Below are 13376 nucleotides of genomic sequence, written 5' to 3' on the forward strand. Positions count from 1 at the left end.
TTTTTAAAGTTTTATCTCCAGGTTCATCCTAATCCCATGGCCAACGGTGGAGTAGATATAAAGTTTCCCTCCCAGGGTACGCGATCGATTAGCAATGTTTTGAAGTCCAATAGCCTTACCGGCTTCATGCTTCAGTTGTATGGCGCCCATATCGAAGCCCACACCGTTGTCGGTGTATTCGCATTCGAGGAGGTTGTGTTTTTGTTCTAGTCTTAAAAATATACTGGATGCCTGGGCATATTTCAAGGTATTATTAAAAAGCTCCTGTAAGATACGGTACAGCTGCACCTCTATGCTTTCGGGCAAGCGGCCGACGAGGTTGGTTCGCAGCTCAATCTGTAGATGGCTGGCTTGCTGTATATCATGAATCATAGACTGGAGGGCTACCACCAAGCCGAATTTCTCTAGTGATGCCGGCGATAGTCGATGCGAGAGCTGGCGAAGGTTCTGTATGGCTTGGTCCAGGATTATTTTCGCCTTTAGGTTGATTTCGGCCGTGCTATTCCCATGGCTTAGATACAGCTTGATGGTCGAAAGCAAGGCCCCTATATCATCGTGTAGGTCGGCGGCAATGCGTCGTCGTTCATTTTCTTCGGCCGAGTGGCTGATCGTCAGGAGTTGGTTGTTATAGTCTGTCTCTAGCCTGCGTACCCTTTCATGTTCTTCTAGTAATTGTGCATTTTCTACTGAGATATGAAAAAGCCCCGCCATGGCATTTAGGGTATTTAAGGTTTCCTGGCCGATGGGAAGGCGGTCAGTTAGGGTTTCGAGGTAGATGATGGCCTTTACGTTCCCGCCTTGGCCAAGCGGAAAGCCTATCAGCGACTGAACGGCATTTTGGCTGATGTAGGGGTCCGAAAAAAAGCGTGCGTCCTTGCTGAGATCAGCGGACCAGACGGGCTGGCCGGACCGAAGTGCCAGATGAATCGCCGAGAGCGGGAAACCACCGTTGACTTCCGCATCGGAGTTAAGGATCTGGCTCATGGCCTTCTCTTCTATTTTGACCTGGATGGATTGGTCCCAGCCCGAAAAAAGCAGTAAGGCACGGTCTACATGGCAGAGCTCAACAACCATTTGCATCAAGCTTTTCAGTAATAGCTTGACGTCGGAAATGGTGGATATTCTTCCCTGAAGCATCATTATAGCCTGCTCTACCGTGTCGACTCTTTGTGGCAGCTGAGGACGAATGTCCTTGATGAAGAGTTCGGGGTATTGCCTCTCCAGGTGGAGGCATTTGGCCATTGAGCCCCATGCCCAATAGGTGGCATAGGATTTCCTGATGACCAGCTCGCAATGCGACCAGGCTTTGGTTCTGGCGAAGATCTTCCCTAAGGCTTCATAGCCTATCGCTTCCAAGTGCAGGTAGTTCTTTTCTCTTGCGAACTCTATGCCATCACCGAAATATTTTTTTGCCATCTCCAAGTCTCCTGTAGCGGAACAGTAGGCGCCAGCCACCATTTGGTACATTCCCAAGAAGTTGCCTGGGGCCGAATGGGCAATTTTTTTGAGCTTGGTTTTGGCATTTTGAATGCGCTGTAAATAACGTCGGTGGGGTTCTAGGATATAAGCGTCGGAAGCTGCTAAAGCGGCAATTAGCAAATAATGCGGATAAGACATTTGTCGTGAGGAGCTCTCATCCTCCCTTTCCCGGGCCTTTTCGGCGAATGAGTAGGCCAAGGTAGCCTCCGACAGCAGGTAGTGCAAGAAAAGCTTATACACGTAAAAGTCGAACAGTGTCGCCGAGTCTTTTTTGTCCAACAGTTTTTGAACGAAGACCTTTTCGGTAGGCTCGTTGCCAGTGATGGATAAGTCGGTGGCCTGAGGGCTGACGAGGTGGTGCACCATTTGACGTTGGTTTTCAGAGACCACATACACCAAGTCTTGCTTCATTTCGAGAATGATGACGCTATCTTCTTGCATCAGCTGTGCCACCAGGTGTAGCCTTTCGCCAGTGAAAAAAAGCAGACAACTATGAAAAGTGGCAGAAAAAGATGCATATAGCAGATCGCCGGTCTCCCGACCCATAATGTACGATTTCTTTAGTGCTGGAATGGCCTCCCTAATGTCGGACTTCCAGTAGGACAGGAAGCCGTAAAACATGGCCATCACCTTAGCCTGAACCTGGTCCGAAGGCTTGGTTTGGACTAATCCAAGGGCTAGCTTGCCAAAGGCGTAGCCTTGGTTAAGGTCGCCCATAATACTCGCCAACGCAAACCCATAGGCGGCATAGCCTACGGCGGAGTAGGGGGAGTTGCCGAATTTTAGGGAAAGCTGTACTTGTTTAAAAACGATTGAAGGGAGTAGTTCCGGAGCCGCCGAAAAGATGGAAGTCGTACACTTGGCTGTAAGCTTCATAAACATCAAGGCGGACTCATGCGTCATGGCAGGGAGGTGGGCCAAGGCCTCCGCCTTTCTGCCCTTTAATAGTAGTTTCGTTTTGCCGTATTCGATTAGGAGGTCTAGCTGCGAAGGGTTTCGTTTTATTGGATAGCCCAGGTCGTTCAACAGTACTAGCAACAGCTCAATGGCCGATGACATTTCATGATTTTCATTCAGTATATCAAGCTTTACTTCATAGCCTTTCATCCGAGTTGCGAGGGTGTTGGAGCGATTGATGATCTCCTGAGCCCAGGCTTCGGCCATAGCTCTTTCCCCTACAATGGCCGCCGACTCTGCCGCACCGATGTATAAGTTTACGATCAACTCGTAATGGACGCCCCAATGCTCAGGCCGAAGCACCATAATAGCCCTCCTGTAATATTCCAGCGCGGGTGAAAAGGCCGCTTTGGAACTCGATTCTACCCCACATTTATAGTTCAAAATGAGGTAGTTCCAGTGTTCATCGGCGGGTAGCTCTTCTAGGCCCAAGTGGAGCTGACGCGTGGTGTTAAAAAGCGTTTCTGAATGAGGGCTGTTACCATATGTTTTAAGAAAATGCTGGCCAATGGAAGCATGAATACACTTTCGCTGTAGTTCCTGTAGTCCCTGATAGACACTCTCTAAAATATGGTCGTGGGCAAATTCGTAATTATCGGCCTGGGCCTTTCTGATAAATTCCTTAAGCAACGCATCCTCCAAGAGTTCCTGGCAATAGACTATCGATTTGCCGCATACTACTGACAAATCGTTCAAGCCAAATTGTCGACCAAAACAGGATGCAACCTGCAGAACTCCCATGGTGGGTCCTGATAGTGTTTTTAGCCTATTGAGGATAAATTCCAGGACATTTTCAGTCTCTTTAAGCAGGCTTAGTTGGCTGGAGTTATAATGCCAGTGGTTCTGACGGGAGTCATAGCTGAATACCTCACTTTGCCATAGGGCATGTAAAAACTGATGGGTATAGAAAGGGTTTCCGTTGGTCTTCTCAAAAATAAGCTGAGCCAGGGTGTGGTTGTCTGAAGTGGGTATGGAATCTTCTAAGAGTGCATAGATGTCGGTGCTCGTTAAATTTCGTAAGGATAAGTGGGTGATGTTGGTCTTGTATACCGGGCTCGACAAGACCATGGCATTGGGGTCGGGGCGTGAGGCGGTTATCAACATAAAGTACTTCAAACGAGGGTAGTGAATCAGGGCATCTACCAGCTGACTCGACGAATGGTCTGCCCATTGAAAGTCGTCTAAGAAGACGATCAGTGGCTGTCCTTGTACGGCAAGGGTCTCAAACAGCCGTTGAAAGACGTATTCCAGACGGCTTTGTGCTTCTGCACCCGTTAGAGCCGGTACTTCAGGCTGCTCGCCGATAATCCATTTGAATTCGGGAACGAAATTTGTCAAGACTTTACCTACCTCTCCAACGGCGCTGTGTAGTACGCTTCTCCATTGCTCCAGCCGATGCTGATCTTCACATAATATATGCGTGGCTAGCTCCTTTAAGGCAAATGCTATGGCATAAAAGGGATTCTCTTTCTTGGTAATATCGAACTGTCCATATATGAAGACGCCTCCCTGCTGTAGGACTTCGATACGGACTCTATTGGCTAAGGCCGTTTTGCCCGTACCAGGGGCTCCTTGTATCTGTACCAAGGCCTTTTGTCCATCGATGCAGTGCTGCAGTTGCTGAGACAATACACCCATGTCAGATTCCCGGCCATAAATTTTTTCTGAAATCTTAAAACCTATGGCACGGTCGTGTTGGCCCGGTATAAATGCCATTCGTTTTTCAGGACTTTCTGCACTGTCTCTACAAAACTCTATGTCCCGACGAAGGCCATATACCGACTGGTAGCGGTCAACGGTAGACTTCGACAGGAGTTTACTCAATACCTCGTCGAGGCATTTGGGGATCTGGCTATTGACCCACCGGGCTGAGGGTACCGGACTTAGGACGATTTCACGTAACAGCTCTCCTATCTGGTTGCTCTTATAGGGCAACTGCCGCGTTAATATTTCATAGAACAAGACTCCCGCTGAGAAGAAATCGGATCGGTAGTCACTTTTTCGTCCTATTCGCCCTATTTGTTCCGGAGGGAAATAGGGAAGCTCGGCAGCGTCGAGTTTCGAAGCCGCATGAAATTGAGGGCTAAATGGAGCACACTCAGCCATTGAAAAGTCGATCAAGGTGAGTCTTCCACTAACGGGCTCTATGAGGATATTATAAGGATTGAAACGGTTGTGCAACATCCGGAGCCGCTGCAGATCGTCGAGTAAATCGAGGATGTTTAAGGCAATTGAATAAAACGACTCTAGTGAGCAAGGGTTTTTCTGGAGGTAGCTCTTCAGACTTATGCCTTCAATATGTTCTAAAAGCAGCGCTAGTTGATTGTTGTGAATGGTCCTGGATAGGGCTTTTCGAAAATGTGGTGTTGTGAATTTATGGCTCAATTCGAGCTCCCTCTGTACCAATTCTTCCGTTTCCGCATCGTCCGGAAATATTTTTAAAATGGCATCTGCTCCGCTGTCCTGCCGAATATGATAGACCAAAGAGCGCGCACTTTTAGAGATAAGCTTCTTCATTGAATTCTAAATCTTATCGAAAAATGTTTAGGAAAATATGGCCTAAATTAACTTTAATAATTGAATATATTACAGGTAGCCTTATTGTAAATTCATGAAATAGAATCAAGAGGTTATTTAATGGTCGTAAAGTCAGTCCCGCTTATTGGTCCTATGGGCTTTGGTGGTTGTGTTGGATAGTTATTATTTTTAGTATAAGCGTGTTATCTGGATCATAATGCCATCAAACATAGCCTGCATTTTTGCCGCTTATCGCTTAAGAAAATCCGTAATTATACGGATTGTGTTTTGACTATTGTCCCTCTATCTTTGATGCCGTTGAATGGCCTGGGATTATCGCCCTACTAAAACAACCATTATGAGAAATATAGCGGCCAATGCCATGCTTAATCTGAGGGATCAGCCTGCATCTTTATTTGTACACGGCTCCGTCCTAACTTTCAGAATGGACGATCGGGTGGTGATTAGCAGGGTGGTACAGGCCGGCGATGAGGGGGAGAGGGACTCTCTAAGATTAGTGCTCGTTGTGGCCGAAGGAACTGGCCCCTATAAGGGAACGGCGAAGTCCTTTGTTTTCGAAACTACTGACCCCGAAATTAGGAGTTACCAGAAGGTTCATATTAGGTACGGTCTTTCGAGCCTGGTATTACCTATCCAAGTTTTGTCTTAGAAGCGTGCGATAAGCACGTTATAATGCATTCAAGTGCGTATCGATATAGATCTTGTTTTTAATTTTTTTGTAACCCTACCTTAATTCAATCATTATGAAAGACTTGTCCAATCCCGGTAATACAATTTTTGAAATTCTTCCTCCTTTCTATCATAGCGAGTTTAGTCCAGAATTTTTACAATTAACCTTGAGTGAAATATCCCCAGAGTTGACCGAGCCAGGGGGACGTTTCCATGCCGAGTTTGAAAAACTGGGGACTGAGGTATTTGACCGGCTCCTAGACTTTCTTGCCGAGCCTTGTCGTGGTGCCGAATGGTGCCCCCCTCTGGATCTGAAAGTGAAAGTAAAGGAAATATTGGATCACCTTCCTTAGAAGGCATGCAAAGGGTCCAGTCTACCTCCGTTGTTGCCTATACGCCGGAGAACCGTTGTGGGGGAATGCCTGCCTTCGACTACCTTTTATCGGAGGCAAGCATTGGCCAATCGATTCGTTTTTTGGGTGATATTCCGGCGGACATGAGCACGCTTTGGGGGTATGAAATCAGGTTGGCCGATTACACTTTGCAGGCCGACTTCCAAATTTGTATTTCCAAGGCCACATTCGGGGCCTTTCAAGAATATTTATGGAATGTTCCTTATGCCCATCGGATGTGGGGAAATCTTCGTACCCTGGTCGACCAGTGGCGAGGTCGACGCACAGATCTGTACTATTTGCTGAAGAATATATGGCTAGAAATGGATGCGACTCAGATGGCCTCCACCGACCCCGTGCCTAATTTCTTCTTCGGGCCGGTAGATGGACTCAATACCGATGCGTTTACGAAGGTCGTACCCTTTATCTTTTCGTATTTTGGAGAAACCTTAGAAAAACCATCCATAGATTCCTTGGCTTTTATCCATGCTGCCTTGCCGGCTGGCTCATGGATCCCCCAAATAGGGAGGATGACGGCCCGACCCGGTAAGCAACCGGTCCGTTTGTTCGTTCATCGTATTTCGGAACTCGAAATAGTACCCTTTTTACAGCGGATAGGCTATCGGTTAACTTACCCGATGCTGGTCACCCTGTTGAGGGATATGCATGAGGTTTTCGACTTTGTAGACATCAATGTGGAAACTTGCTTGGGCTCCGGTCCGCATCGAGTCGGGTTGGAGGGCTACATTCAGCGTTGGGATGCTATACGCTTGCAAAAGGTATTAGATTTTTTACAAAAAAGGAAATTAATAGAATGGGTATATACCGATCGTCTCAGACAATTTTTGGCTGCAGCGACACATCGTACTTCGGCCTACCAAGAGTATATCCATCACATTAAGATCACCTTTGCAAGCGACGGGCCGCTCGAAGCGAAGCTCTATATCGGCGTTAAAAATATATCTATCTGGTCAAAAGTAGAAAAATGATGAAACCATTTGTATCGGTAGTCTTGGTGGTAGCAGGCTTGCTAAGCGGACTCTTCTGGGAGGAGGGGCAGGCCTTGAAGCAGAAATGCCTCTCCTATTCGCAAGTTCCTGTTGACTTAGCCTTGGATAATGCCATCAATCGGCCCTTAGGGCATAGGGAGTTTACGAGTCGTGCGCAAGCCGTAGCCGACACCATAGCATGGAAAACCTTTATGGCCATCCATTGGCCCTCCGACCAGGAGGGGAACCCCGACCTCTCTGCATGTTTTGGGGATAAGTCGGCCCGCTTCGTTTGGGAAAGGTGGCAGGATATAGACCGAGTTTTTGAGGGTAGTGAGGTCCAAATGGAGCTTACTAAAAAAAGAAGTGCATACCTCAAATCGGCCCTTTCTCCCTCTTCGCACCAGGCCATTTTCGCCTTAACAGACACCGAAAATAAAGAAATGAAGGCCTATGATGAAGTCGATAGGTCTTGGCCAGTAGTCGATCAAAATGGGAATAAAACCTATTTTAAAACCTACTATAATCGGGTGATGACCGATTATATCTCCGCCGCCCATCTCCATAATATGGAGGGGGTTCGGGCTTTCGTAGAAACCTTCCCATATGTAAATAAGCAAGTGGAGTTAAAAGTAAATGATCGGACGGTTCCCCTCAATAGGATCTATTTTCCGATGTATATAGCGGGAGTTACACGAGAAAAAAAATTGGGCACTCGGCCCGAATCCACCCTAAAACTTACGCCAGGTGCAGGTTCGATCATGATCAAAACCGCTTGGAAAATTTTAACACCCTCCGACGATGCCAGTCGTTATTTGGTAAGGGAGGCCATCGTCAAAGAAAATGATACCCTTGTGAAAGTAGGTTTGGTAGCCATGCATATTGTATTGAAATATGCCGAGCTTCCTCAAGGGATCTGGAGCACCTTCGAACATACCGATAATGTTCCCGATATAGTGAATAATAAGGTGGTGGTGGATCCTCATAAAAAGTACAATTATTACCATGCCTCATATGGCGACCAGGTCAATGAAAGTCCTGATACAGCAGGTAAATCGCGACTGGCTCGCCTGCGGCCTATGAGCGCGGCGGTAAAGGAGCTGAATCGGTGGATGCATGCGGAGATGCGCGCTATGACTGGCGATTCATTTTGGCAAAATTATAACCTGATCGGCAGCCAATGGTCCCAATCCCCTCGTTTATATCCGTCCGATGTGCATTATACGGGCTCACCGGAGCCGGCCTCTTTGGCCAATGCGGTCATAGAAAATTATAGGCAACGGTCGTCCTGCATTGGCTGCCACGCAGGTGCTAGCCTGCAAGTGCCTGCAGGGGGCAACAGGCCAGCTACCTCCCATAGCACCGATAAAGTGATGGGGATGACCCGACTGAACCGATAGGGATGTTTATTGGTTATATTGCTATACTTGTGTATTTTGTCGGTTTATATCGAGTACCATTGGTGACCTCTCCTGTGTCGTATTACACGACCTTAGACTCCCTGAAGACCTCATTTTGATTAATGAAACCCTAGTGGCCAACTTAATGCCTGATTGCTAGCAACGACGATCTCTTCGTAATTATAATCATGCGTTTTGCTCAATTCATTACTCTGCGATTCGTGTCCATCCAAAAAGAAAATGACTTTATTAAAAATGGGAGTGATAGGGACCTCCAAAAAAGTAGATGAAAGACGTGTGCCCATACATCCTGAACATTTAAAAAGACTCCCAGAAAATATCCGTAAACAACTCATTTTCGAGAAGGGTTATGGACTTCCTTTCCATGTTGAAGATGCAGAAATTAGGGAATTGACCGGGGGAATAGCGACCAGAAGTGAAATTTTGTCAGATATTGGCGCTGTAATTATTGCCAAGCCCGTATTGTCCGATCTGGTAGAGCTGAAAGACGGTGGTACCCTTTGGGGGTATCCTCATTGTGCCCAACAAAAGGAGATAACGCAGACTGCCATCGATAAAAAGTTAACCCTGATAGCCTTTGAGGATATGTATGTATGGAGCCCTAAGGGACAAATGGGGCGCCATACCTTTTATAAAAACAATGAGATTGCGGGCTATAGTGCGGTGATCCATGCCCTCCAACTGAAAGGGATAGACGGGCATTATGGTAACCAACGAAAAGCGATTATCTTTAGCTTTGGTGCGGTGAGTAGAGGTGCAATTTATGCCTTAAAAGCACATGGCTTTCGGGACATTACCATCTGTATTCAACGCCCCGACCATGAAGTTAGAGAGGAAGTGCTGGATGTTCATTATGCCAGGCTACGCAAGGGGAAGGCGGGGGAGCCTAGACTAATTGTGGTAGAGCATGACGGATCGGAACGGCCGTTATTGGACTTGATTCAGGAATCTGAAATAATTATTAATGGAACCTACCAAGATATCGACGACCCCATCGATTATGTAAAGGAGGAAGAAAAGGCTAGGCTCAGACCTGGAACGCTGATTGTAGATGTAAGCTGTGATGAAGGAATGGGCTTCTATTTTGCCAAACCCACCACTTTCAAAGAGCCCCTAATCGCTATTGATAAAATCGACTATTATGCCGTTGATCATACCCCGAGCTACTTTTGGGAAAGTGCCTCACGCTCCCTATCGGCCGCTTTAATCGTGCATCTTCCGGCAGTCCTTTTAGGTCGAGATAGTTGGCTTGAAAATAGTACCATTAGAAATGCCATCAACATCGATCGAGGGGTCGTTGTGAAAGACAGTATACTCGACTTCCAGCATCGGCTCAAGGAATACCCACATCTTATCAACATTGCAAGCTAATCGTATTGCTTTGAGAGGTATTCCTGCTTGCAGGGCAACCGTTAAGGAAGGGGATCGCCAGAATATGAAAATGAAGCATTTATGGTATCAGTATAATCACTTCTAAGGGTGCTTTAGTGGATGTTTACTTATTAAATTAGATCCAAAACAGGCTATTACAGTAAGTTTTATTTGGACTTGGTGCAATGGCCTGATCATCACTCAAGCACTTTTATGCACTTTCCCTTTCCAAAATTTATATTGCTGGGTGCCCTAATTGTTCTGTTAGGGGCTTTTACCATTGTTTTAAAACCCAGGGGGGAGGAGTCCCGGCCCCAGCGTCCCAATATCCTCTTCGTTATTTCCGACGATCAATCTTTCGCCCATGCTTCCGCTTATGGTTTTAAGGCCATAGACACACCGGCTTTCGACCGGGTGGCCAGGGAGGGGGTGTTGTTTACCAACGCCTTTGTCGCTTCTCCAGGTTGTAGCCCCTCAAGAGCAGCCATCCTGACGGGTAAAAACTGCTGGCAAATAGGCCCAGCAGGTACCCATGCCAGTACTTTTCCTATAGAGCTACAGATATTTACCGATGTATTGCAAGAATCGGGTTATTTTGTGGGACTAACTGGTAAAGGCTGGGGGCCTGGCAAAGTAGTGGGTAGGGCGCATAACCCCGCCGGGAAGCAATATGATCGGCATACATTAACCGCACCCAAGGGAATAAGTAATAACGATTATGCGGCCAACTTTCAGGACTTTTTCGAGCAAAAGCCCTCTGATCAGCCCTTTTGCTTTTGGATGGGTGCTCAGGAGCCTCACCGCCGTTATCCAACGGGGATTGGTGAGCGCAGCGGTATGAAGATTTCCGATGTGAAGGTACCTGCTTTTCTGCCCGATCAGGACGAGGTGAAATCGGATATGCTCGATTACCTATACGAAATCCAGTGGTACGACCGGCATTTGGGGCGAATTTTGGCCCTATTGGAGGAGAAAGGCGAGCTAGAAAATACCCTGGTGGTGGTGACCTCCGACAACGGCATGCCTTTTCCTCGTGCCAAGGCCAATTGTTATGAATATGGAATCCATGTACCCCTGGCCATTCGGTGGGGTGCTCAGGTAAAAGGAGGACGCGTGATAGACGACCTGGTGAGTTCTATCGACTTTGCACCTACCTTTTTGGAAGCGGCTGGGATAGGGCTGAATACCATGAAGCTGGAAGGAAAAAGCCTGATGAATATTCTGAAGGCTACTACCGAAGGTTTGGTGGATACAGAACGTACGGCCGTTTACGCCTCTCGGGAGCGGCATTCGTCTTCTAGGTGGAATAATTGGGGGTATCCACAGCGCACCATTCGGAAGGGTCAGTACCAGTATATATGGAATGTTCATCCAGAGCGCTGGCCAGCAGGTGCACCTCAAAAATACGACGCTGATGGTACTTTGGGCCCCATGCATGGCGCTTATCATGATATCGACGACTTCAACGAGTCGCCACTAAATATTTTACGGGAGGATAAGGATATGGCCCCCTACTTTCATATGGCGGTCGACAAGCGACCGGCTGAGGAACTATATGATATTAAAAAAGACCCAGGCTGCCTACAAAACCTGGCTGCCGACCCTGCTTATGCAGGCATCCGCAAGCAGATGTCCCAGGAACTTAAGGACTATCTGGCCCAAACCCACGACCCACGGACCACTGCCGACGGGGAGATCTTTGAAACTTATATTCGCTACAGCCCGATCCGGACATTTCCAAAACCCAATTGAGGCAGCCGGTTGCAGCTTTTTAGGCTAGTGGCTGCCCGAGGCAATTTCCTGAATCGGTTTATTGGTTTGGGCCAGCCGTAAGGCATTGGTGTCGAATTTTTCCTTAAGCAGGCACGCTTTACGTTCATATTCGGTAGGGTCGAGCCACGATTGTTCCGGGTTTAATAGGGTGTCGGGGACATTGGGGCAATGCTGAGGTACCGCTACTTCGAAAACGGGGTGTGTCACGAAGGGGGTATGAGCGAGGCCGTTGTCCAGCACGGCATGCAGTAAGGCCCTGGTATAGGCCAGAGGAATCCTGTTTCCTACGCCATAGGGGCCACTGATCCAGCCCGTATTGAGCAGCCATACTTGGGCTTTGCTCTGTTCCAATCTGTCGCCAAGCATACGGGCGTATACGTCGGGGTGTAAAGGAAGAAATGCCTCTCCAAAGCATGACGAAAAAGCCGCTACTGGCTGGTTGACCCCCATTTCTGTTCCCGCGAGCTTAGCAGTATAGCCCATTTTGAAGTAAAACATCGCCTGCTCGTTGGTCAGGCGCGACAGGGGCGGTAATACTCCGAAAGCATCGGCGGTAAGGAAGAAAATATGCTGGGGGGGAGGGCCTATGGATGGGTGGCAGGCATTGGGGATATAGTCGAGCGGATAGGCCGTTCTCGTGTTTTCGGTAACCGAAATGTTTTGGAAATCGACCGTCAGGGTATTTGCATAAAACCGGGTGTTTTCGAGTACTGTCCCCGTACGGATGGCCTGAAATATTTCGGGTTCGCTTTCAGAAGTCAAATTGACGACCTTGGCATAGCATCCTCCTTCAAAATTAAATATGCCATTTTGGGACCAGCCGTGTTCATCGTCGCCAATAAGCTGTCGGCTGGCATCGGCCGATAGGGTCGTTTTTCCCGTCCCCGACAATCCAAAAAATAAGGCGGTATGGGCCTGGTCGTTGGCATCCTTCCCTACGTTAGCCGAGCAGTGCATGGGCAGAACCTGATGCACGGTAGGTAGTAAAAAATTCATAACGGTAAACATGGCCTTTTTAATCTCTCCTGCGTAAGCCGATCCACCGATAAGGACTATTTTTTTGGTGAAATTGATGATGGTGAAATTCCCTTGCCGGGTACGATCTTCCGTGGGGTTCGCTTCAAACTCGGGTATACATATTACCGACCAGTCTGGATGGAATGCAGTAAGTGCCCTATCGCCGGGTCTGATGAAAAGGTGATGACAGAAAATACTCTGCCATGCAAGGGTGCTGCTGATCATCAGCCGTTGTTCATAGCGCACTTCGGCGCCTACCGAGGCATATCGGACAAAAACCTCCTTGCCTTTCAGGTAAGTCAACATTTTTTGGTGCAAGGTATCGAAAGCGTCTGGGGAATAAGGAAGGTTAATATCGCTCCAATGGATGGGTTCCCTGGTGAGGGCGTCGAGCACTATAAACCGGTCTTTTGGTGAACGACCCGTAAAATTGCCCGTATCGCACATCAGGGCCCCTGTGTCGGTCAGTATGCCTTCCTTTCTCTTAAGGGATAGCTTGACAAGCTTTTCTGGACTTAGTTGTAAATATACCCGCTTGCAGTGCATAAGGGCTTCTATAGGGCCGGTGTCTACTAGTCGGTCGGTAATTACCTTTGTTTCTTTTTCCATGACCCTCTCTATTTAGTGTAGCGATGTACTCCTAAAATAAGCTATATTTTTGTTAATTCCAATAGTATCTTGTGCTATTTCCAGAGGGTTGTCGCTGGACCTGGTAGGCTAGTGAAGAAAATACGCCTACCGAAGGGGTATCCAAAATATTTAAGGGGAAT

The 13376-nt window shown here is 47.6% G+C and carries 8 protein-coding genes; 6 read left to right on the top strand and 2 right to left on the bottom strand.

All coding sequences use genetic code 11. The features are described 5' to 3' along the window. Window positions 1–3: 3 nt before the first annotated feature. Window positions 4–4953, bottom strand: coding sequence for an AAA family ATPase (locus tag CLV98_RS20700; protein ID WP_109677592.1), 4950 nt, complete (start codon window positions 4951–4953; stop codon window positions 4–6). Window positions 4954–5311: 358 nt separating this feature from the next. Between CLV98_RS20700 and CLV98_RS20705 the strand changes: the two genes are divergently transcribed. The 6 genes from CLV98_RS20705 (at window position 5312) to CLV98_RS20730 (ending at window position 11568) form a co-directional block, all read left to right on the top strand. Beyond that, complete coding sequence (locus CLV98_RS20705) at window positions 5312–5623, top strand: hypothetical protein (RefSeq protein ID WP_146202318.1); 312 nt, start codon at window positions 5312–5314, stop codon at window positions 5621–5623. Window positions 5624–5717: 94 nt separating this feature from the next. Next, window positions 5718–5996 carry a hypothetical protein gene (locus tag CLV98_RS20710; protein WP_109677596.1) on the top strand — a complete coding sequence of 93 codons (279 nt, stop codon included), beginning with the start codon at window positions 5718–5720 and terminating at the stop codon, window positions 5994–5996. 5 nt (window positions 5997–6001) lie between these two features. After that, on the top strand, window positions 6002–7024 hold the full coding sequence (locus CLV98_RS20715) for a hypothetical protein (protein ID WP_109677598.1): 1023 nt from the start codon (window positions 6002–6004) through the stop codon (window positions 7022–7024). Further along, a complete protein-coding gene (locus CLV98_RS20720) occupies window positions 7021–8424 on the top strand; it encodes a hypothetical protein (RefSeq protein ID WP_146202319.1) in 1404 nt (467 codons plus the stop codon). The genes CLV98_RS20715 and CLV98_RS20720 overlap by 4 nt, the downstream gene beginning before the upstream one ends. A 240-nt stretch (window positions 8425–8664) precedes the next feature. Continuing rightward, entirely contained in the window at window positions 8665–9816 is a 1152-nt protein-coding gene (locus tag CLV98_RS20725) for a N(5)-(carboxyethyl)ornithine synthase (RefSeq protein ID WP_109677602.1), read from the top strand. 213 nt (window positions 9817–10029) lie between these two features. Further along, on the top strand, window positions 10030–11568 hold the full coding sequence (locus CLV98_RS20730) for a sulfatase family protein (protein ID WP_109677604.1): 1539 nt from the start codon (window positions 10030–10032) through the stop codon (window positions 11566–11568). Between the two features lie 24 nt (window positions 11569–11592). On the opposite strand, the gene pckA is transcribed toward CLV98_RS20730, so the two are convergent. Next, window positions 11593–13215 carry a phosphoenolpyruvate carboxykinase (ATP) gene (gene pckA / locus CLV98_RS20735; protein ID WP_109677606.1) on the bottom strand — a complete coding sequence of 541 codons (1623 nt, stop codon included), beginning with the start codon at window positions 13213–13215 and terminating at the stop codon, window positions 11593–11595. Window positions 13216–13376: the final 161 nt, after the last annotated feature.

The sequence above is a fragment of the Dyadobacter jejuensis genome (assembly GCF_003149085.1).
GTDB classification, from domain to species: Bacteria; Bacteroidota; Bacteroidia; order Cytophagales; family Spirosomataceae; genus Dyadobacter; species Dyadobacter jejuensis.

Excerpts from the sequence above, each read along its gene's own strand:
- CLV98_RS20720 (WP_146202319.1), top strand. The coding sequence starts at position 7,021 with ATGATGAAACCATTTGTATCGGTAGTCTTGGTGGTAGCAGGCTTGCTA.
- CLV98_RS20705 (WP_146202318.1), top strand. The coding sequence starts at position 5,312 with ATGAGAAATATAGCGGCCAATGCCATGCTTAATCTGAGGGATCAGCCT.
- CLV98_RS20730 (WP_109677604.1), top strand. The coding sequence starts at position 10,030 with ATGCACTTTCCCTTTCCAAAATTTATATTGCTGGGTGCCCTAATTGTT.
- CLV98_RS20700 (WP_109677592.1), bottom strand. The coding sequence starts at position 4,953 with ATGAAGAAGCTTATCTCTAAAAGTGCGCGCTCTTTGGTCTATCATATT.
- CLV98_RS20725 (WP_109677602.1), top strand. The coding sequence starts at position 8,665 with ATGACTTTATTAAAAATGGGAGTGATAGGGACCTCCAAAAAAGTAGAT.
- pckA (WP_109677606.1), bottom strand. The coding sequence starts at position 13,215 with ATGGAAAAAGAAACAAAGGTAATTACCGACCGACTAGTAGACACCGGC.
- CLV98_RS20710 (WP_109677596.1), top strand. The coding sequence starts at position 5,718 with ATGAAAGACTTGTCCAATCCCGGTAATACAATTTTTGAAATTCTTCCT.
- CLV98_RS20715 (WP_109677598.1), top strand. The coding sequence starts at position 6,002 with ATGCAAAGGGTCCAGTCTACCTCCGTTGTTGCCTATACGCCGGAGAAC.